The 21,694-nt window shown below is 33.5% G+C and carries 15 protein-coding genes; 9 read left to right on the top strand and 6 right to left on the bottom strand.

The genetic code is table 11. From position 1 onward, the window contains the following. Window positions 1-114: 114 nt before the first annotated feature. Window positions 115-1,089: a polyprenyl synthetase family protein gene (locus U0D62_RS14595; protein WP_322288044.1), complete on the top strand. Its 975-nt coding sequence runs from the start codon at window positions 115-117 to the stop codon at window positions 1,087-1,089. Continuing rightward, window positions 1,082-1,438: a hypothetical protein gene (locus tag U0D62_RS14590; RefSeq protein ID WP_322288043.1), complete on the top strand. Its 357-nt coding sequence runs from the start codon at window positions 1,082-1,084 to the stop codon at window positions 1,436-1,438. The genes U0D62_RS14595 and U0D62_RS14590 overlap by 8 nt, the downstream gene beginning before the upstream one ends. Here U0D62_RS14590 and U0D62_RS14585 read toward each other — a convergent pair. After that, window positions 1,435-1,974 carry an alpha-ketoglutarate decarboxylase gene (locus tag U0D62_RS14585; RefSeq protein WP_322288042.1) on the bottom strand — a complete coding sequence of 180 codons (540 nt, stop codon included), beginning with the start codon at window positions 1,972-1,974 and terminating at the stop codon, window positions 1,435-1,437. The two genes, U0D62_RS14590 and U0D62_RS14585, sit on opposite strands and share 4 nt — an antisense overlap. A gap of 114 nt (window positions 1,975-2,088) precedes the next feature. Between U0D62_RS14585 and U0D62_RS14580 the strand changes: the two genes are divergently transcribed. Beyond that, the gene (locus U0D62_RS14580) at window positions 2,089-4,872 is read left to right on the top strand and encodes a 2-oxoglutarate dehydrogenase E1 component (protein ID WP_322288041.1); all 2,784 of its coding nucleotides are present in this window, start codon (window positions 2,089-2,091) and stop codon (window positions 4,870-4,872) included. Window positions 4,873-4,932: 60 nt separating this feature from the next. Beyond that, window positions 4,933-6,147 (top strand): 2-oxoglutarate dehydrogenase complex dihydrolipoyllysine-residue succinyltransferase, encoded by a 1,215-nt coding sequence (odhB, locus tag U0D62_RS14575; RefSeq protein ID WP_322288040.1) that lies wholly within the window; start codon window positions 4,933-4,935, stop codon window positions 6,145-6,147. Window positions 6,148-6,283: 136 nt separating this feature from the next. On the opposite strand, the gene U0D62_RS14570 is transcribed toward odhB, so the two are convergent. The 4 genes from U0D62_RS14570 to U0D62_RS14555 all read right to left on the bottom strand — a co-directional run bounded on the left by U0D62_RS14570 (window position 6,284) and on the right by U0D62_RS14555 (window position 11,900). Further along, entirely contained in the window at window positions 6,284-7,291 is a 1,008-nt protein-coding gene (locus U0D62_RS14570) for a 2-oxoacid:ferredoxin oxidoreductase subunit beta (RefSeq protein ID WP_322288039.1), read from the bottom strand. Between the two features lie 2 nt (window positions 7,292-7,293). Next, the gene (locus tag U0D62_RS14565) at window positions 7,294-9,147 is read right to left on the bottom strand and encodes a 2-oxoacid:acceptor oxidoreductase subunit alpha (protein WP_322288038.1); all 1,854 of its coding nucleotides are present in this window, start codon (window positions 9,145-9,147) and stop codon (window positions 7,294-7,296) included. A gap of 288 nt (window positions 9,148-9,435) precedes the next feature. Beyond that, entirely contained in the window at window positions 9,436-10,362 is a 927-nt protein-coding gene (locus U0D62_RS14560) for a GYDIA family GHMP kinase (protein ID WP_322288037.1), read from the bottom strand. A 221-nt stretch (window positions 10,363-10,583) separates the two neighbouring features. Continuing rightward, window positions 10,584-11,900, bottom strand: a complete 1,317-nt coding sequence (locus U0D62_RS14555; RefSeq protein ID WP_322288036.1) for a hydroxymethylglutaryl-CoA reductase, degradative — start codon at window positions 11,898-11,900, stop codon at window positions 10,584-10,586. A 260-nt stretch (window positions 11,901-12,160) separates the two neighbouring features. On the opposite strand from U0D62_RS14555, the gene U0D62_RS14550 reads away from it, so the two are divergent. The 4 genes from U0D62_RS14550 (at window position 12,161) to U0D62_RS14535 (ending at window position 18,148) form a co-directional block, all read left to right on the top strand. Next, complete coding sequence (locus U0D62_RS14550) at window positions 12,161-14,332, top strand: S9 family peptidase (protein ID WP_322288035.1); 2,172 nt, start codon at window positions 12,161-12,163, stop codon at window positions 14,330-14,332. A 42-nt stretch (window positions 14,333-14,374) separates the two neighbouring features. Continuing rightward, on the top strand, window positions 14,375-15,964 hold the full coding sequence (locus U0D62_RS14545) for a peptide MFS transporter (RefSeq protein WP_322288034.1): 1,590 nt from the start codon (window positions 14,375-14,377) through the stop codon (window positions 15,962-15,964). A gap of 92 nt (window positions 15,965-16,056) precedes the next feature. After that, on the top strand, window positions 16,057-16,596 hold the full coding sequence (locus U0D62_RS14540) for a thioredoxin family protein (protein ID WP_322288033.1): 540 nt from the start codon (window positions 16,057-16,059) through the stop codon (window positions 16,594-16,596). 262 nt (window positions 16,597-16,858) lie between these two features. Beyond that, complete coding sequence (locus U0D62_RS14535; protein ID WP_322288032.1) at window positions 16,859-18,148, top strand: serine hydrolase domain-containing protein; 1,290 nt, start codon at window positions 16,859-16,861, stop codon at window positions 18,146-18,148. Between the two features lie 82 nt (window positions 18,149-18,230). Here the strand turns inward: U0D62_RS14535 and U0D62_RS14530 are convergent, their stop codons facing one another. Then, window positions 18,231-19,085 carry a M57 family metalloprotease gene (locus U0D62_RS14530; RefSeq protein WP_322288031.1) on the bottom strand — a complete coding sequence of 285 codons (855 nt, stop codon included), beginning with the start codon at window positions 19,083-19,085 and terminating at the stop codon, window positions 18,231-18,233. A gap of 698 nt (window positions 19,086-19,783) precedes the next feature. Between U0D62_RS14530 and U0D62_RS14525 the strand changes: the two genes are divergently transcribed. Next, window positions 19,784-21,577 (top strand): flavin monoamine oxidase family protein, encoded by a 1,794-nt coding sequence (locus U0D62_RS14525; protein ID WP_322288030.1) that lies wholly within the window; start codon window positions 19,784-19,786, stop codon window positions 21,575-21,577. Window positions 21,578-21,694 lie beyond the last annotated feature (117 nt).

The raw sequence follows: 21,694 nt of genomic DNA, 5'->3' as shown, positions 1-21,694 counted from the left end.
TGAGGTTATATTCTCTTGACTGTATCCTTATTATTGTATGTTTTAGGAGCTCTTTTTTTGACTCTAGAAGAGTTCTTTAAAAAGTTTGGATTACTTTAGCACAAAAAAATAACTGTGCATACAATTTCTGAGTATCAGGAGTATTTCTTGGAGTATTTATCCAAAAAGAATATTACCAAAGAGCCTAAAAATCTTTATGAACCTATTTCATATATTCTTAATCTTGGTGGAAAACGTTTAAGACCTACGTTGGTTTTAATGACTTCCGAAATATTTGGGGGATCGTATCAAAAAGCTCTTGATGCGGCTTTAGCTATTGAAGTTTTTCATAATTTTTCTTTGATTCATGATGATATTATGGATGATGCTCCTTTAAGAAGAGGAAAAGAAACGGTTCATGAAAAATGGGATATCAATACAGGAATCCTTTCTGGTGATGCCATGTTGATTAATGCCTATCAATTATTTGAGAATTATGGAGGTGATATTTTTAAAGAATTGGCTACACTATTTACTAAAACAGCTATTGAAGTATGTGAAGGGCAGCAATATGATATAGATTTTGAGACTAGAGATGATGTTACTATTCCTGAGTATATCAAGATGATTGAGTATAAAACAGCAGTTCTTGTTGGAGCAGCCATGCAAATGGGAGCTATTGTTGCTCAAGCTCCAGAAGATTGTAAATCGTCAATATATAATTTTGGAAGATTATTAGGATTGGCTTTTCAACTTCAAGATGATTATTTAGATGCTTTTGGCAATCCAGAAACTTTTGGTAAACAAGTTGGAGGTGATATTATAGAAAACAAGAAAACTTTTTTATATCTAAAAGCGTTAGAATTTGCCTCTAAAGACGAACAAAAGCAATTAGAAGGTTTGTTTTCTTTAAATCCAGAAGATCCTACCGAAAAAATAAATACAGTAAAACAATTTTTTGAAAGCACTGGCGCAAAAGAACAAACCAGATTAGAAATCGAAAAATATACTAAAGAAGCATTTTCTGCATTAGATGAATTATCAATCTCAGAAGATAAAAAAGATATGCTTAAGTTTTTTGGTCAAAGTTTAATGAATAGAAGTGTCTGAAAAATATAATCTTATATCCATTCAACAATGGATAGATAAAATATCTGGATCCGATTTGTATCCTCATTTGCTTGCTCAACTTCAAAAAGATATAAAGCGCGCTGGGATTGAGTGTGATATTGAAGATGAGCTAAAACCTGTTGATTTGGTAGAAAAACTTCATGATCTGTTGGTCAGAAAAATACAATATGCATTTAATGAGTATCTAAATTTATTATATGCAGTTGATGTCTCTGAAACAGAAGTAAAAAATATTAAGTCAGAAGATGTTGTAGATATAACTAAGCAAGTAACTTATTTAATTCTTAAAAGAGAATGGCAAAAGGTCTGGTATAGAAACAATATTTAAAAAAAAACTCGTACAAAAGGAGCATAAGCACTACCATATATACTTTTGTCACTATCATATAAAACATCATATCTAAGTCCAAAACTTACAAAACCTGCTCTATAACCAGCACCCAAAAACAAAGCAGGATACCAGTAATTATCAGAGAAACTTTGATTTCCTATTTCAATATCTCGACTTACACCCATTTCTTCAAATTCTGCAGAGAATTGCAGTTCTCTGATAGGGTTGAATAAAGTTATAATACTACCTCCATAATTTATACTGGTTCTTTTATCATCAAAATCTTTATCATCAAAACTTGTGTACCCAAAACTAAGTCCTACTCCAGCGCTAAACCATTGGTTAAAATCATAAATTGCTGAAGGAGCAACAACTACGCTAAAGGTTTCATTAGTGAATCCTAGACCCAAATTTCCTCCAAATCTAACATTGGACCAAAAATTTTCATCTTGTGTAAATCCTTTCTGTAAGGAAAATAAAATGAAAAGAACTAATACAAGAGTTTTAGAATTTTGAACGGTATATACTTTCATTATTAGAAGGATAAAAAAATGTTAGAATAAATATAGATAATTCGATACTTAATATACTGTAATTGTTGTATTTTTGTGACGTTTTATAATAAAAAGACGGTTGAATACTTACATATGGATAAATATTCATTTTTGAATGCGGCTAATACCGCATTTTTTGCAGATTTATATGATCAATATTTGCAAAATCCCGATAGCGTAGAACCAAGTTGGAGAGCATTTTTTCAAGGGTTCGATTTTGGACTAGAAAGCGCTGATGATTCAGGTGAAACAATTTATGTTGAAAAAGAATCAGGAGAAACGGTTGTTGTACCAGAGAATGTTCAGAAAGAATTTCAGGTAGTTCGTTTAATCGATGCCTATAGGACTAGAGGACATCTTTTTACAAAAACGAATCCTGTTAGAGATAGAAGAAAGTATAATCCAACATTATCATTAGAAAATTTTGGGTTAAGCCAAGCAGATCTTAACACTATTTTTAATGCAGGAGAGATTATCGATATTGGTCCTAATACATTAAGTAATATTGTTGTTCATTTAGAGCAAATTTACTGTGATTCTATTGGGATAGAATATATGTATATTAGAAATCCTGAAGAACGAGAATGGATTCAGTCAAGGGTTAATTTTAATACCAATAGGACTAAGTTTTCTTCTGATCAAAAAAAGCATATTCTTAAAAAATTAAATCAAGCAGTTTCTTTTGAAAGTTTTTTGCATACTAAATATGTAGGGCAAAAACGTTTTTCTCTGGAAGGAGGAGAATCGTTAATTCCTGCATTGGATGCGTTAGTCGAAAAGGCAGCGGATCTAGGTGTAAAAGAATTTGTGATGGGGATGGCTCACCGTGGTCGATTAAGTACACTAACTAATATATTTGGGAAGAGTCCTAAAGATATTTTTAGCGAATTTGATGGTAAAGATTATGAAGAAGCCGTATTTGATGGAGATGTAAAGTATCATCTTGGTTGGACATCTAAGAGAGAATCAGATACTGGTAAGGCTATAAATATGAATATTGCACCTAATCCATCACATTTGGAAACAGTAGGCGCAGTCGTTGAAGGGATTACAAGAGCTAAACAAGATAGACATTATAAGGATAATGCTTCACAAGTATTACCGATTGTAGTTCATGGAGATGCAGCTGTTGCTGGTCAGGGATTAGTGTATGAAATAGTGCAAATGGCACAACTCGATGGATACAAAACAGGAGGAACTATTCATATTGTTGTGAATAATCAAATAGGATTTACCACTAATTATCTGGATGCTCGTTCGTCGACATATTGTACAGATATAGGAAAAGTTACTTTGTCACCAGTACTACATGTTAATTCAGACGATGCAGAAGCTGTAGTGCATGCAGCAAATTTTGCATTGGATTTTAGAATGACTTTTAAAAGAGATGTATTTATAGATCTATTGGGATATCGTAAATACGGGCATAATGAAGGAGATGAACCTCGTTTTACACAACCAAAACTTTATAAAGCAATAGCAAAGCATAAGAATCCAAGAGATATTTATGCAGAAAAACTAATTGCAGAAGGTATAATAGACGCACAATATGTTAAGAATCTTGAAAAAGAATATAAAGCATCATTAGAGGAAGAATTAGAGGATTCTCGTAAGCAAGAGAAAACAGTTATTACTCCATTTATGCATAATGAATGGATAGGCTTTAACAGAGTGCAGGAAGATGAAATGATGGAGGTAGTAGATACTTCGTATCCAAAAAAAGAGCTTACAGAAATTGCTGAGGTGATTACAAAGCTTCCTGAAGATAAAAAATTCTTACGTAAAATAGAGAGAGTAGTAAATGATCGTAATAGTCAATTCTTTGAAAGAGATCAATTGGATTGGGCTATGGGAGAATTACTGGCATATGGTTCTTTATTAAAAGAAGGATATGATGTGCGTATGAGTGGTCAGGATGTAGAAAGAGGTACATTTTCTCATAGACACGCAGTTATTAAAGTAGAGGATAGTGAAGAAGAAGTTTTATTGCTAAACAGTTTAAAAGGAGAGCAAGGAGACTTTTATATATACAATTCATTATTATCTGAGTATGGTGTTTTAGGATTTGACTACGGATATGCAATGGCAAGTCCAAAAACTCTTGCGATTTGGGAAGCACAATTTGGAGATTTTGGTAACGGAGCTCAAATCATGATCGATCAATATATTTCTTCTGCAGAAGATAAGTGGAAATTGCAGAACGGAATCGTTATGTTATTGCCTCATGGATATGAAGGACAAGGAGCAGAGCACTCTTCTGCTCGTATGGAAAGATATTTACAGCTTTGTGCAAAAGATAATATGTTTGTAGCCGATGTTACTACTCCTGCAAATATGTTTCACCTGTTAAGAAGGCAAATGAAAGCGAATTATCGTAAACCTTTAGTTGTATTTACACCTAAGAGTTTATTAAGAGATAAAAGAGTAGTGTCTTCTGTTGAAGAATTTACTAACGGTAGTTTTCAAACAGTTATTGACGATTCTGCAGCCAAAGCAAAAGATGTAAAAACATTGGTTTTCTGTACAGGTAAATTTTATTATGATTTACTTGACAAGAAAGAAGAGTTTGATAGAAAAGATGTTGCTTTAGTACGAATAGAACAATTGTTTCCTTTGCCTGCAAAAGAAATGGATGCAATCATAAAGAAATATAATGCAGAAGAAGTGGTATGGGCGCAAGAAGAACCTAGAAATATGGGAGCTCTTAGTCATATTCTAATGCATTATGATGATGCAAAAACATTTAGATTTGCGAGTAGACGACCTTATGGAGCTCCTGCGGCAGGAAGTGCAACAAGGTCCAAAAGAAGACATCAGGAAGTTATCGATTATGTGTTTGATAAAACACTAGACAATCAAAGGAGAAGAAAGAAGTAAAAAATAACTATATATTAGCAATATTTTCACGAAAGTGATATAAAGTATAAACTTAGAATTATGGCTTTAGAAATGAAAGTCCCATCACCGGGAGAGTCCATTACAGAAGTAGAAATTGCTCAATGGCTTGTAGAAGACGGTGATTATGTAGAAAAAGATCAAGCAATTGCAGAAGTAGATAGTGATAAAGCAACACTAGAATTACCTGCTGAGGCTAGTGGAATTATTACACTTAAGGCTGAAGAAGGAGATGCAGTCGCAGTAGGTCAGGTAGTATGTCTTATCGATACTGATGCAGCTAAACCTGATGGAGCATCTGCATCATCAGAAGAATCCCCAAAAGTAGAAGAGAAAAAAGAAGAAGCTCCAGCTCCAGCACCTGTTAAAACAGAAACCTACGCTACTGGAACAGCTTCTCCTGCTGCTAAAAAAGTGTTAGCAGAAAAAGGAATTGATGCTTCTCAAGTAAAGGGAACAGGAAAAGACGGACGAATTACTAAGGCAGATGCTATTGATGCAAAACCATCAATGGGAACTCCTGGAACAAGTAGTAGAGGAGAATCTCGTAAAAAGCTATCAATGCTTCGTCGTAAAGTGGCAGAACGTTTAGTTTCAGTTAAAAACGAAACGGCAATGCTTACCACTTTTAATGAAGTTGATATGCAACCAATTTTTGACCTGAGAAGTCAGTATAAAGAAACGTTTAAAGCAAAGCACGGAGTAGGTCTAGGATTTATGTCTTTCTTTACTTTAGCTTGTGTAAGGGCATTACAAATGTTTCCAGCGGTGAATTCTATGATCGATGGGAAAGAGATGATTTCTTACGATTTTCAAGATATTAGTATCGCAGTTTCTGGACCAAAGGGATTAATGGTTCCTGTAATTAGAAACGCAGAGAATTTAAGTTTTAGAGGTGTGGAGTCTGAAGTAAAAAGACTTGCTATCAGAGCTCGTGAAGGTCAAATAACAGTAGATGAAATGACTGGAGGAACTTTTACGATAACTAATGGAGGTGTTTTTGGTAGTATGTTATCTACACCAATTATAAACCCGCCTCAAAGTGCAATACTTGGGATGCATAATATTGTAGAAAGACCTATTGTAAGAGATGGTCAGATTGTAGTGGCTCCTATTATGTATGTAGCATTATCTTATGATCACAGAATCATTGATGGTAAAGAGTCTGTTGGGTTCTTAGTTGCAGTAAAAGAAGCACTTGAAAATCCAGAAGAATTATTAATGGATAATAATGTAACTAAAGCATTAGAATTATAGATTTTTTTAAATAAATCTAATTCTTTATTAATATATAAAGTCCTACAAGGTTTTAAATGCTTTGTAGGATTTTCTTTTTACAATAAATATTTTCTATCTAAAATTATGTAAAGAGGGCTTGTTTTTTAATGGATCATTATTTTATTTCATATGTTTCTCCAGAAAAAAATAAGTCATCAGTTTTGGTGAAACGTGAATTTGCTTTAACCTTATTTATTTGTTCATATTCACGTTCTTCTAAGGTGATGTCATCAACACTTCTTATTATCCCTGTGACTAAAGGATTTTTTAATCTCACTAACATTTGATGTAGAGTTGGATCCGGTTCCTTGGCATTGTGAATCAGAATATCTTCTTCGTTAATTCCGTTTTCTCCAATGATGACAACCTCTAATTTTAAACCGTTTAGTACAAGACCTTTATTTTGTTCTTTTCCAAAGATCATGGGTTTTCCGTGTTCGACAAAAAGTTGATTATCTTCTCGAACCTTTTTATCGGTATATTTAGAAAAACAGCCATCATTAAAAATTGGACAGTTTTGTAATATTTCAATTAACGAAGTTCCTTTAAATCTTTCAGCTTCAATAAATATTTGGGTCATCTCTTTTGGGGTGTTCCCTGCAACTCTGGCCATAAAACGGGCTTGTGCTCCTATGGCAAGTTCTCCAACAGAAAAAGGCGGTTGTGTATTACCGTAGGGAGAAGATTTAGTTTTTTGCCCAACAAGAGATGTGGGTGAAAACTGTCCTTTGGTTAAACCGTAGATTTCATTATTAAATAGTATTACATTTAAATCAACATTTCTTCTTAATAAATGAATGAAATGATTTCCGCCTATGGCCATAGCATCACCATCCCCAGTAATTACCCATACACTTAAATTAGGGTTAGAGAGTTTAATACCTGTTGCAATTGCAGGAGCTCTACCATGAATACTGTGCATACCATAAGTATTCATATAATAAGGAAAACGCGAGGAGCAGCCAATTCCAGAAACAAAGACAATATCTTCTTTTTTAACACCTATTTCAGGAAGTGCTTTTTGCATCGCGTTTAAAATCACATAATCATCACATCCGGGACACCATCGTACTTCTTGATCACTTGCAAAATCTTTAAATGTATATTTTTCTGTAACAGCCATAACTATATGAATTGTTTGAATTTTTGAACAAGTTCTTTGCTTCCAAAAGGTAATCCTTGTATTTTATTAAATTGAGTAATGTTAAAGTTTTGAAAGTTTGCTTTGAGGATCTTAACAAATTGTCCGTTGTTTAATTCGCAAACAATAATTTTTTTGAATTTTGATAGTATATTTTCTGTGTTTTTAGGTAAAGGGTTTATATAGTTAAAATGAGCAAACCCAATACCGGTATTTCCTTCTTCCTGTAACAATTTTACTGCAGAGTATAAAGAACCATAGGTTCCTCCCCAACCAATAACCAATAAATCCCCTGCGTTGGCAAATTCAATTTTTAAATCGGGAATATAATTTTGAACTCGTTTGATTTTTTCTGCTCTTATTTTGGTCATGTATTCGTGGTTTTCTGGAACATAAGAAACGTTACCAGTAGAACTATCCTTTTCTAACCCGCCAATTCTGTGCTCCAATCCTTTGGTTCCAGGAATAGCCCAGTTTCGAGCTAATGTTTCTGAATCTCTATGATATGGATGCCAATTTTCAGGAATTTCATGAGTAATATTACTTTTGATTTTGGGCATATCTGATACGGTTCTGATTTTCCAGGGAGCAGAACCATTAGCTATATAACCATCACTTAATAATAATACGGGAGTCATATGTTCTAGTGTAAGTTTTGCAGCTTGATAAGCAAAGTCAAAACAGTTACTTGGCGTGCTGGCGGCAATTACAATGATTGGACTTTCACCATTTCTTCCGTACATGGCTTGAAGTAAATCAGATTGTTCTGTTTTGGTAGGTAAGCCCGTAGAAGGACCACCTCGTTGTACATTAACAACTACAAGAGGTAATTCTGTCATTAAAGCTAGCCCTAAAGCTTCTCCTTTCAAAGCTAATCCTGGTCCTGAGGTAGTTGTAATAGCTAAGTTGCCCGCAAAAGAAGCGCCAATTGCAGAGGTGATTCCGGCAATCTCATCTTCGGCTTGTAGTGTTTTTACCCCAAAGTGTTTATGTTTTGCTAATTCGTGTAAAATATCTGAAGCGGGAGTAATAGGGTATGACCCTAAGAATAACTCTAGATTAGATTTTTCGGCTGCGGCCAAAAACCCCCATGCGGTAGCGGTATTACCTCGTATAATTCTATAAGTTCCAGGATTCATTTTTGCAGGAGCTATAGTATATGCATTCGGAATCAGTTCTAAAGTTTCGGCAAAAAAGTAACCCGCATTTAAAACTTTGGTGTTGGCCTCTATAATCTCAGGTTTTGATTTAAATTTTTTATTAAAAAAATCAATAGTATACTCTTTTGAGCGATTATACATCCAATAAACCATTCCTAAAGCAAACATATTTTTGCTTCGAGTGATACTTTTATTCTCAAGACCTTTGATATCTTTTAGCGTCTCTTTGGTTAATGAGGTCATGGTTACCTCGATAACCCGATAATTTTCTAAACTCCCATCTTCCAGAGGGTTGGATAGGTATTGCGCTTTTTGTAGATTTTTTTTGTTGAAAGCATCAGTATCTACGATGATAGTATGGCCGGGTTTAAGCGCATGCAGATTGGTTTTTAAACCGGCAGGATTCATAGCTACTAATAAATCTACATTATCTCCAGGCGTAGTGATTTCAACACTACCAATATGAACTTGAAAGCCAGATACTCCATATAAACTTCCTTGAGGAGCACGGATCTCAGCAGGATAGTTAGGAAAAGTAGCAACATCATTTCCGAACATAGCTGAAGTATCAGAAAATTGAGTTCCTGTTAGCTGCATTCCATCACCAGAATCACCTACAAATCTTATGACCACAGCTTCGAGTATTTTTTGTTCACTACCTTTTTTATCTATAATCATGCTTGTTGCGCTTTTAAAAACTACTTAAATTTAACTAAAAATAGATTAAATGATTGCTAATCAGGGAAGCATCTGGTTTGTTTTTAAGATTCTTTGATTATAAAAAATCATTTAATAACCTTCTGCTATAAATTTTAAGAGAAAAAACCTGAAGGATTGATGAGATTAGAATCTCTTTTGGCTTAGGTTAATTTTACAGAACAATTAGGAGTGTTCTTTCATCGGTTTGAGGAGATATTGTTTTGGAAAGATTAATATTTTAAGAAATACAGGCTTGTAGATAAAATACTATAGAACCATTTCAAGATAAGGTATGATTGTATGATATCCTTTATTTCTAAAATATGTTATATCGGATAAGGTGCCAGTTACTAAAACAAAATCACCTCCCCAACCTCCAAGACTTTTTACGCTGCCGGAATAGTCTGAAAACAATCTGGATTTTACTGTTTCGGTTTTAATTATTTTAGAAATGATTTCTTCGTGATTGTTGATCAAGGTTTTAAATTCTTCTAAAGCCTGACATTCTAATAGTTTACTTGTGATATCATTAATTGCATTTTCAGCTTTGTCAAAATCTTTTAACGGTAAAGATTGGTAATGCTTTATAGATGCTGAACTACTTTGTTTTTTGTTAAGATGAACAAAGAATAGATTTTCCTTAAAAGGAGGGTCAAAATCTACTTTTTTGACCAAGGGAGTAAAATTATTTCGCTTATAAAGTATGGGGGTATTGTTGTGGGCACAGGCAACATCATAACCACTACCTCCAAAACTTTTTTCAAGTAACTCAAAGGCATTTATTTCTGCCCACTGAGCGATATTATTAATAACTGTTGATGATGATCCTAATCCCCAATCCCGATCAAATTCAAGTTTTGTTGTTATTGTATATCCTTTTTGAGAGGAGATAAGATTTGGGTTTAGTTGTTTTGCGGTGTTTAATATTTTCAACAATGTTTCTGAAACCTCAGATACTGTTGTGTCATTAGAGTCTGTTTGGGTAAAAACATCATTTTGAAATTGAAAATTAGCCTCAAACCAGCAATTGCCTTTTTCATCAAGACTTTTCCAGTGGATTATTTCAGAATTATTTTCTTCAACTAGTAGCCATTGTCCTTTTTTAGTGGGTATTGCCAGTGCTTGAACGCCATCAAGCACTAAGTATTCACCAGTTAATAAAAGTTTACCATGACTATAGTAGGATGTTTTCATGAATTTAAATTGAAATTATTTTAGGGTTTCAAATTATGACTGTTGGCATATGTAAAAGCGAAAGATAATAATATACCTGTAATGAATGTCGAAATAATAGTTTGAAAAATAACAATGCTATCAAAAATCAAATAGTAAACTAAGAAGTTTATAATAAAAAGCGAGACCGATATTATTATAAAGTGTTTTAAAAAAAACTTTACTTTCATGTATAGATTTTGTTATTGTCTTAATTTCTCTATTTGTGTAACCACTTCGCCATGAGTAACGGTATTGGTTTTGAAATATTCTACTAGTTGCTCTTTTTCATTTTCTGTAGCTCCAAATTGATTTAGAATATTCATCAGATGCATTTTCATGTGTCCTTGTTGAATTCCGGTAGTAATTAAAGAATTAATTGCTGCAAAATTTTGTGCTAATCCGGCAACTGCTGTAATTTCCATTAGTTTTTTGGCATTAGGATTTCCAAGCAACTGCAGAGCAAGCTTTACTAATGGATGAAGTGATGTAAGTCCGCCAACGGTTCCTAGAGCTAATGGGATTTCTATAGAAAAAGTGAAAATATTATCTTCAATCTTAGCATCTGTAAGACTTGAGTATTTTCCTCCTCTGGAAGCATAAGCATGTGCCCCGGCTTCGATAGCTCTAAAATCATTTCCGGTCGCCAGTACCACAGCATCTATACCATTCATGATTCCTTTATTATGAGTTACAGCGCGATAAGGTTCTACTTGAGCAACTCGAACTGCTCTAACAAACTTTTGAGCATATTGAAGAGAAGATAATTCTTCTGTACCAGGTAATTGATCGATAGGGCAAGAAACCTGTGCTTTTACAGTACATTCTGGAACATAATTGGAGAGGATACTCATAATAATCTCTATATCCTTTTCTTTACTGGAGAAAGCTTCGTGTTCGTTTGCTTTTGATAAAAGAGTCTTAGCAAATTGTTCTAAACATGAGTTGATAAAATTTGCGCCCATAGCATCTACAGTTTCAAAGGTGCAATGTAATTGATAATAATTTTCAATATCACCAGTTTTATCTCGTAATTCTATTGCTCTAACACCACCACCACGTTTTTCCATATTTCGGGTGATCGAAGTTACCGAAGAGATCAATTCTTTTTTTATCTGGCTAAAGAAATTGTTTAATTTCTTAAAATCTCCTTTATAACTAAAATGGACCTGACCTACTTTTAATGTAGATAAAACTTCTGCTTTAAAACCACCTTTGTTCTGCCAGAATTTAGCGGCTTTACTAGCTGCTGCTACCACAGAGCTTTCTTCTATGGCCATTGGTATGGTATAACGATTGCCATTAATCAAGAAGTTGGGTGCTACCGAAAAAGGTAAATAATAATTTGAAATAGTATTTTCTGTAAACTCATCGTGTAACTGCTGGAGTACATTGTCTGAGTTCCAATATCGTTGAAGTGTGACAATTGCATTTTTATCATTGTTAAAATGATGCTCAGCTAACCATTTGATTTTATCAGATTTGGAAAGCTTAGAAAATCCTGAAACTACTGGTGCCATTTTATGTATTTGGTATCAGGCAGCAAAGATACTATTCTGTTTTGTGATATAAAGTATTCTATGATGTTTAGAAATAATAAAGCCTCCCTTTTAAATATTTTGATAGTAATGAATTATTAATAATATAAAAGAGCAATATTGATGATATGTTAATAAAAAAGGATTGGTGTCTAATGTTTTTATTGTATTTAACAGCAATTGTTGTATTTTTCGAGGATTTTTTATTATTCTTGGCGCTAACAATTTATTAAATGTAGAATATGAAGATTACAAGATTGTTTATTGGAATTACACTTTTTGTAGGGTTTTTAACTTTTGCTCAAGACAAAGCTTTTACGCTTGAGGAGATATGGGGAGGAGCTTTTAGAACAGAAGGGTATCAATCATTACACTCTATGAAAAACGGAACACAGTATTCTGTTTTAGAAAGAGACGATTTATCTAAACATACTTCGATAGAAGTATATGACTATGCTACGGGTCAGAGAGCTAATACATTATTAAGCACTTCTTTTTTGGCAGATTTAACTTCTTTTCAAGGATATACATTTAGTAAAGACGAAAAAAGAATTTTATTGTCAAGTGAGGTAGAGCGCATTTTTAGACGTTCCACCAGAGGAATCTATCATATTTTTGATGTTCCTTCTCAAAGTAGCTTTAAGATTAGTGATAAAAAAATACAATCTCCATTATTATCTCCAGACGGTAACAAAGTAGCCTATGTGCTTGATAATAATATATATGTTCTCAATTTTGTTACTGGAGAAGAAATACAGCTTACAAATGATGGTAAGAAGAATGAAATCATTAATGGAATTACGGATTGGGTATATGAAGAAGAATTTGGTTTTGTAAGAGCTTTTGACTGGAGTGCTGATAGTAACAAGATTGCTTTTATTCGTTTTGATGAAAAAGAAGTGCCAGAATTTTCAATGGATGTTTATGGTACTGCTTTATACCAAAGACAAGAAGTTTTTAAATACCCTAAGGCAGGAGAAAAAAACTCTAAAGTCTCACTTTTTGTAGCCGATTTATCTGAAATGGCTTTGGATGAGATTAAACTGGGAGATTATAAAGATTTCTATATTCCAAGAATTAAATGGACTACGAATCCAGGTGTTCTGAGTGTACAGGTTATGAACCGCCATCAGAATAATCTGGATTTAATTTTTGTAGATGCAAAGACCAAAACATCAAAAGTAGTTCTAAACGAAAAAGATGAAGCTTATATCGACATCACTGATAATCTAACTTTTCTAGATGATAATAGTTTTATCTGGACGAGTGAAAAAGATGGATATAACCATATTTATCACTATAAGGAAACCGGAGAATTGATTAATCAGGTAACCAAAGGACCTTGGGAAGTCACTTCATATTATGGATACCAACCAAAAAATAAAACCATATTTTATCAAAGTGTAGAAAACGGAAATGTAAACCGAGATATATATTCTATCACATTAGATGGTAAAGACAAAAAGAGATTAAGTAAGAAAGAAGGAACAAACTATGCTGAGTTCAGTGCTGATTTTACCTATTACATCAATTACTTTTCAAATACAACTACTCCTAGAGAATTTACATTAAATAATGCATCTGATGGAGAAGTAGTACGTGAGTTAAAAAATAACAAAGGACTTTTAGAAAAACTAGCACAATACGATGTGAGACCTAAAGAATTTTCTACTATTGAAATCAATGGAGAAACCTTAAATATGTGGACAATAAAACCAAAGGATTTTGATCCTAAGAAGAAATACCCCCTTTTTATGTATCAATATTCCGGACCAGGATCACAGCAGGTTAAGAATTCTTGGAATAGTGCTAATGATTATTGGTATATGATGTTAGCGCAACAAGGGTATATCGTGGTTTGCATAGATGGTAGAGGCACTGGGTTTAAAGGAGCTAAGTTTAAAAAAGTTACCCAAAATGATTTAGGAAATTTAGAAGTACAAGATCAAATAGCAGCGGCAAAACAATTAGGAGCCTTAGAATATATCGATGAATCCAGAATAGGGATTTGGGGATGGAGCTATGGAGGATTTATGTCTAGTAATTGTTTATTCAAAGCGCCAGATACTTTTAAAATGGCTATTGCTGTTGCTCCTGTGACTAGTTGGAGGTTTTATGATACCATATATACGGAACGATATTTGATGACTCCACAAGAGAATGCAAAAGGATATGATGATAATTCACCTATTAATTTTGTAAATGGATTAAAAGGAAAATTCTTGTTAGTACATGGTAGTGCAGATGATAATGTACATGTGCAAAATACAATGCGATTGGTTGAAGCATTGGTGCAAGCTAACAAAGATTTTGATTGGGCATTATACCCAGACAAGAACCATGGGATTTATGGAGGTAATACAAGATTGCATCTTTATAACAAGATGACCAATTTTATTAAAGAGAACTTATAATTAATTAAACAACTTATAATTTTACTAACTTAATTTTTTTGTATGGAATTTAAATTTGGAGGTTCGGAAGTAAACCAAAGAACCGTTTTAGGGCACCCTTCAGGACTTTTTGTTCTCTTTTTTACTGAGATGTGGGAACGTTTTTCTTATTACGGAATGCGTGCATTACTCGTTTTGTTTCTTGTTGCTTCTATCGTAGATGGAGGTTGGGGATGGGAGAGAGATAGTGCGCTATTGCTTTATGGATGGTATACCGGATTGGTTTACATCACTCCAATTTTAGGAGGTTTGATTGCAGATAAGATTATGGGGTACAGAAATGCTGTAGTTTTAGGAGCATTATTAATGACCTTGGGACATGCTTCTATGGCATTAGAGGTAACAGCAGATCTCTTCTTTTATGCAGGATTAGGCCTTTTGATTATAGGTAATGGGCTTTTTAAACCAAATATCTCATCCATGGTGGGGCAATTATATAAAACACAAGGAAAAGAGAAAGATGCAGGATATACTATATTTTATATGGGTATCAACGCAGGAGCGTTTCTTGGAATTCTTCTTTGTGGATATATAGGAGAAAAAGTAGGATGGCACTATGGTTTTGGACTAGCTGGTATTTTTATGTTCTTTGGAATGCTTCAATTTTATTTTGCACAAAAAATCTTTGCTAATATCGGACTTTCTCCAAAAAAGATGGAAGACCTTGATGATGTGATTGAGGATTCAATTGAAGATACACAAGAGGCTATAGAAGACGTGATTGATGAATCTAAGAAGTCTAAAGTAACTAGAGATCGATTAATAGTAATTGGTGTTTTCTCATTCTTTGTGATATTTTTCTGGTGGGCATTTGAACAAGCAGGTGGTTCTATGACAATTTTTGCGTCGGATTACACAAATAGAGTTCTAGAAGGTAATGGAGCAATGATTTTTAAAATATCTAATACACTATTAACTGTAGTGCCGATGATAATAATTACTTGGGTTTTGATGTTGTTGTTTAAACAAACATTTGGTAAGTATTCTTTATCCAATATTCTATTAGGAATTAGTTTTGCAATTATATGGGGTATTGTAATCTGGATGTTACAAAGAGAGTTTGCTGATGATAAAGCAGAAGTTGCAGCTTCTTGGTTCGGGATTTTAAATTCATTCTTTATTATAGCATTTGCACCACTTTTTTCTAAAATATGGCAAAGTAAGTATAACCCAACAGGACCAGTAAAGTTTGCAATTGGATTACTCCTTTTAGGTTTAGGTTTTGGGATATTAGCTTTTGGTTCAATGGGAATACCATTAGGAGCAAAAACAGCATCTGTAAGTATGATTTTCTTAATATTAGCTTATTTATTCCATACCTTAGGTGAGCTTTGTATATCACCAGTAGGGTTATCCTATGTTAGTAAATTAGCACCGGTTAAATTTGTAGGATTAATGTTTGGTATTTGGTTTGTCGCAAACTTTATAGCCAATACAATGGCAGGTGTTACAGGTAGTTTTATTGACCCAATAGTTGAGGAATATGGAATGAGTATCTTCTTCTTGATGTTTACTGTGATCCCTGTAGGAGCAGGAGTTGTTATGTTAATACTTAATAAGACATTGCTTAGAATGATGCACGGAATCCGTTAATACTAAAATATAATTTCATCCGTTTCCCAAAAACGGATGAAGTTTTTATAAAGGAACAGTTTTTGTTTCGACTAATGATAAAAATGTAAGATATGAAAAACCTACTTTTTCTGATTGGACTCTTATTTGTATTTTCTGTACAAGCTCAAGAGATCAAATGGATGACAATGAATGAAGCTTTGGAAGCTCAGAAAAATGAGCCTAAAAAGATTTTTATGGATGTTTATACAGATTGGTGTGGACCTTGTAAGTTATTAGATAAAAATACATTTCATAATAAAGATGTTGTAGAATATGTAAATAAGAACTTTTATGCTGTGAAATTTAATGCAGAAGGAACAGAAGAGGTTCGATATAATAATTTTACGTATACCAACCCTAATTATAAACCAGGTAAAAAAGGAAGAAATAGTCAACATTTTTTTGCAAATGCGTTAAAAATTACGGGATATCCGAGTATGGTGTTTTTTGATGAAAAAGGTAATTTAATCGCTCCTGTTGTGGGATATAAAACACCACAACAATTAGAAATTTATCTAAAAATGATTCATCAGGATGACTATAAAAAATTAACGAGTGCAGCAGCATGGCAACAATATGAGAGCTCTTTTGTAGGGACTTTTACAAATTAACATTAATTACATATATCATAAAAGCCCCCTTTTGTATATACAGAAGGGGGCTTTTATATATGAAAAAAAGTTAAAAATCTTACAAAAAACTAAAAAATCGTTTAAATGTACAATTAATCCGATATATTGCCGTTACCTAGTAAAATAAACCCAAAACGAATACCCAAATCAGATTCGAAAAAAGGATTTTTTGACTTTACGTGTAAATCGAATATTATAAAAGTAAAGAAGAAGATTGCTGATTTTGAATCATTGCCCTATTATGAAGAAATTTCTGATCGTAGTTACCTCACCTATGTTGATGATTGTATTGGTACTTGCCCTCATTGGAGCAAAGCATCCAGAATCATCTCAAACAATTCAACCAGTACAAAAACAGTTAGCGCATTTTCCACAACCTCCTTTATCTTATAAATCAGATTTGGATAAAGAGCTTTTAGAACAAGAGATTCAAAACTATTTCAGAAAAGCAATCCAACAGAATCAAATTGTTGGAGCTTCTATAGCAATCGTAAAATGCGATTCTATAATATACCTTGGAGGGTATGGAAATAAAAATGCTGCTTTAAATGATCAAATAACAGAAGAAACTGTATTTAGAATAGGTTCGGTTTCCAAGGGATTTGCCGGAATATTAACAGGCATTCATGTAGAAGAAGGATTAATTGATTGGGAAGATAAAATTATTGACCACATACCAAATTTTCGTTTAGCAAGCCAGGCAGAAACTAAAAAAGTTACCCTGTCTCATGTTCTTTCTCATACATCAGGATTACCTTATCATAGTTTTACCAATTTAGTAGAAGCAGGATTACCTTTGACTACAATAGCTAATCGTTTTAATGAGGTGCGACCGCTTCAACAAGCAGGTACAATATATAATTATCAAAATGCGATTTTTGCACTTAGCGGACAAATAGTTGAACAAGTAGCAGGAAAACCTCTAAAAGAAGTGATTAAAAGCAAAATTTTTGAACCTCTTCAGATGAATACAGCTTCAGCAAGTTATGAAGCCTTACAAGAATCATCTAATGTTGCGCTACCACATAGGCGATTATATGGTAAGTGGAAACCACAGAAAATAAATAAGAAATATTTTAATGCAGTTGCTGCCGGAGGTGTTAATGCAAGTGCAACAGATATGGCTAAGTGGATGAAGTTTTTGTTAGGAAATAATCCGGATGTAATGTCTTCTGAAACTATGAAGGAAATTTTTAACCCTAAAATTCAGGTAGGGGGAAGAAGACAATATTATCAGAGGTGGCCAGGGTATTCAAAATCCTATTATGGATTAGGATGGCGAGTGCATAATTTTCTCGATAAAAAAAGCGGAGAATCTAACAAGGTAATCCATCACGGAGGACATGTAAATAGTTATAGAAGTGAGATTGCTATATTTCCTGAGAATGATTTAGGGATTTGTATTCTTTTTAATAGCCCGACGAAGTTAGCACGGACCGTTATTCCAGATATTAAACAAATTATTGAAAATGTTACTGATATTAAAAAGATAGATATTACTGAGGAAACACAAGAAATGAATTATTTCTAGAAGCAGTACTTATAAAAATATAAAACCCCTTTTTACAACTTATGTAAAAAGGGGTTTGTTATTTAGGTTTTAAGGTAATTTGCTAATAGAGTATATTTAATGCTTGAATATCCGAAGCTGTAAACTCCCCATCTTCACCAGTACCAAAGCAAGCTAACATTATAGAGTCAGCATAAGGTGACCAGGGAGTACCAGGAATCCATATAGCTGCTGGATTAATTGATGGCTCTGCTGGAAATGGTCCAGTATAACCGCAGGTCCAACGATTATACCAGTCTTGATGTCTAAAACCTACAGAATGCCCTATCTCATGACCAATAACGTGCTCAATCACATTAAGACTATAGGTTGATACATCAAGTCCTGTATTGATTCGAACATATCTGTTAGGTTTTCCATTTGCTGTTGGAAACCCTGCAGAACCTCCTGGACCTCCTGCAACTCTATAAACAACCATATCTGCTTGGGATTGATCAGTACCAAAAGAGAGTGTAAAATTAAGTGTGTTAGGTAGTGCATTATAATTTGCAATTGCCCAGGACAATGCGGTTCTCATTCTCAGAGTTAACTCATAACCGGAGCCGGTCCAACCAAGAACACGAATATTTCTGTATTGTGGAGCTACTAAATAGTCTGAATGATATTGTTTATTATCTCCATCGATTGATTTCATTTCAAGATAATCATCGAGTTTATCTGCAAGAATAGTTATATCTCCAGATACCAAATATCTCTGTTTTGTTCCATCTGGGAGAGGAATATCTTGTAAAGTTACATCCTCAGTATTAACACCCATATTAGATAGTTTATCTAGTTGAGCTTTTGTTGGTTCTTGTTGTATTTCTAGAGGCGTTTGATTGGTTACCTCTTCTTTTTGGCAGGATATTATACATCCAGCAAGCATAGTGCAAAACACTAATAATTTTAAATTTTTCATGTGGTTTAGTTTTAAGAATAATAATTCAGTTAGTCCACATAGTTTTATCTGATCAATAATTGAGAAACTAAATCTGCAATTTCTAATGACCTTAAACTTTTGTGAATAATGAACCCTAAAAACAGCTAATCATCCTTTCAGAAACAATTAATATTTCGGTACCGTTTTTTGTCTCTTACCAGTTAGATGGTATAATCTTAATGACGTCTAATAAATTATTGGATTCATTTAAATCAATTATAAGATTCGTTAAGGTGAGTCTGTAAAACTACCTTGGTATTATAATTGAATATTATTGTGAGGAAATAACCTATAGAAAACAATCTTGTATTTCTATTAATAGTTAAACCAAAGATATTGAACGGATTGTTTATAAAAAGAAAGAAAAGTGGTTTGAAATTATTAAAAATTATTTAATTAGCTTATAATCAATGTTTTGTGTTTTTGTTTTTAACACAAGGATATATTAAAAAGGGGTTTTTGACTTTTTTTATTAAAGTTAAAAACCTCTTGATATAATAGGTGTTTACCTAAGGTTTTTTGATTTTTTCTTTAAAGAATTTTCGTATCGAACTTACATTTCGAAAATTAACATCCAGGATAACGTAAAACCACCCACTTTTCCCGGGTTAATACGTATTGATTATATCTCATAGAATATGGTACTTTGAAATAACTACTAACTTAAATTTTTTACAATGAAAGATTCGAATAACGATAACCTACAAAGTTTTCTTCGTCAAACCGGAAAAAAAGGAGGAGAGTTAGAATTAATAACTCCTATACTTAAGGAAGGAAAGCGTTTGTTAACATCAAATAAAATTCCTAAAGCTAAAGCTCTTGAATCCGCTCAAGAGATAGTGATTTTAGGAGGCGGTATAGCAGGTTTAACACTAGCCTATGAGTTTTTAAATCATCCTGAGAAATATAGAGTTACTATTTTGGAAGCAGAAAATCGTTTAGGAGGAAGAAGCCTCACACTTAGACCAGGAGATAGCTTTACTGAATATACTAATCATATCACACAAACCTGTGAATTTGATACCGCAGGAGTTACTGGAGTTCCATACCTCAATGCAGGACCAGGAAGAATTCCATCAGGACATCGTAACGTTCTTAACTATTGTAAAGCATTAAACGTAGATTTAGAAGTGTATGTTATGGAGAGTCGTTCCAATCTTATGAAGACAATAACAGGTTTTGGAGGAACTCCAGTAGTAGATAGACAATTAGCTAATGATCCAAGAGGATATTTTGCCGAATATTTGTATCAGAATGCAGCGGTGTTTTTAAAATATATGAATACTCGGCAAGATAAAGAAAAGATCACCGATGATGATATCAAAAAACTACAGGAGTGGCTTACAAGTTTTGGAGCTTTGGATGAACAAGGAAGGTATGTAGGATCTTCTCGATCAGGATATGAAAAACTTCCAGGTACAGAAGAAGGAATTGTAGAACCTCCTTTACCTTTTAAAGAAATTTTGGAATCGGTATTTTGGGAACTTAATTTCTATCAGCCAGAAGATTTTCTTTGGCAACAAACCTCCTTTCAACCGGTAGGAGGAATGGATAAAATCGTCCAAGCTTTAGAACGAGAAGTAATGAAAAAAGGAGGGATAGTGCATCTGGATTCTCCTGTACAAGAAATCAAACGAGTGGGTAATGAATGGTATATTAAATATGGAGAAAAGGGTGCTATTAAAGCAAATATTTGTGTTAGTAACATTCCAATTCCGTTATTAAAAAATATGGTTGGCGAAAAAGATTTTAGTAAAAACTACTGGTTAGCATTAAACACTGTAATTAATACTAAAGGTTTTTTAAGGCCTACCTGCAAAGTGGGGTGGCAAAGCGATCGCAAGTATTGGCAAGATCCTATAGATGAGCAAACCGTTCCTATTTTTGGAGGGATTTCTAGGATTCAACCTAATAAAATGGAGCAAATGTGGTATCCGTCTAATGATTATCATGATAACACAGGGATTCTTACAGGAGCATATAATTATGGAAGCAAAGCAGAAGAATGGGGTAAGGAAAATCCTGATGCACGTATGAAGGAAGCAAGAGCTGGCGCGGCAAAACTTCACGGAAAAGAGTTTGCAACTCAGTTAAGACATGGATTGAGTATTGCTTGGCAAAACATAAAATCTCAGCAAGGAGGTTGGGTAGATTGGGAAAAAGTTACCGGCCCTCAAGAAACGTTGAAAACTTCAATACCAAGTAATCGGGTACATTATGATAGAGTAAGAAGTCTAGTTCTAAAAACAGAGCCAGAAAAAGGAAGTTCTGAATGGTGTTATAACGAATTACAAAAAGAGGATAATGGGTTTTTTATTACCGGAGATCAGGTGTCACATTTGCCTGGTTGGCAAGAAGGAGCCATGGCTTCAGCCTTGCAAATTTATGGGATGGTAGAACACCCTACCCATATTTTACCTCTTAAATTATATAAAGTGCCAAGTACCAGAGCATTGGTTGAAGGACGTTAAAAAAATAAATAATTTTAATTTAATAAAAACTCTCTTGTATCAAGCTGATACAGAGGGTTTTTTGTTTTGAAAAAAGAAGAAAATTGTAAATTATATCTATATTTTTTGAAATTATTT

Source organism: Aquimarina callyspongiae (assembly GCF_034322225.1).
Lineage (GTDB): Bacteria > Bacteroidota > Bacteroidia > Flavobacteriales > Flavobacteriaceae > Aquimarina.
Note: the sequence above shows the minus strand (reverse complement) of the source record. Positions and strands in the feature narration are given on the sequence as shown.

Bases quoted from the DNA above. Each gene is read 5' to 3' on its own strand.
- U0D62_RS14585 (WP_322288042.1), bottom strand. From the start codon at position 1,974: ATGAAAGTATATACCGTTCAAAATTCTAAAACTCTTGTATTAGTTCTT.
- U0D62_RS14580 (WP_322288041.1), top strand. From the start codon at position 2,089: ATGGATAAATATTCATTTTTGAATGCGGCTAATACCGCATTTTTTGCA.
- odhB (WP_322288040.1), top strand. From the start codon at position 4,933: ATGGCTTTAGAAATGAAAGTCCCATCACCGGGAGAGTCCATTACAGAA.
- U0D62_RS14570 (WP_322288039.1), bottom strand. From the start codon at position 7,291: ATGGCTGTTACAGAAAAATATACATTTAAAGATTTTGCAAGTGATCAA.
- U0D62_RS14565 (WP_322288038.1), bottom strand. From the start codon at position 9,147: ATGATTATAGATAAAAAAGGTAGTGAACAAAAAATACTCGAAGCTGTG.
- U0D62_RS14560 (WP_322288037.1), bottom strand. From the start codon at position 10,362: ATGAAAACATCCTACTATAGTCATGGTAAACTTTTATTAACTGGTGAA.
- U0D62_RS14555 (WP_322288036.1), bottom strand. From the start codon at position 11,900: ATGGCACCAGTAGTTTCAGGATTTTCTAAGCTTTCCAAATCTGATAAA.
- U0D62_RS14550 (WP_322288035.1), top strand. From the start codon at position 12,161: ATGAAGATTACAAGATTGTTTATTGGAATTACACTTTTTGTAGGGTTT.
- U0D62_RS14545 (WP_322288034.1), top strand. From the start codon at position 14,375: ATGGAATTTAAATTTGGAGGTTCGGAAGTAAACCAAAGAACCGTTTTA.
- U0D62_RS14540 (WP_322288033.1), top strand. From the start codon at position 16,057: ATGAAAAACCTACTTTTTCTGATTGGACTCTTATTTGTATTTTCTGTA.
- U0D62_RS14535 (WP_322288032.1), top strand. From the start codon at position 16,859: ATGAAGAAATTTCTGATCGTAGTTACCTCACCTATGTTGATGATTGTA.
- U0D62_RS14530 (WP_322288031.1), bottom strand. From the start codon at position 19,085: ATGAAAAATTTAAAATTATTAGTGTTTTGCACTATGCTTGCTGGATGT.
- U0D62_RS14525 (WP_322288030.1), top strand. From the start codon at position 19,784: ATGAAAGATTCGAATAACGATAACCTACAAAGTTTTCTTCGTCAAACC.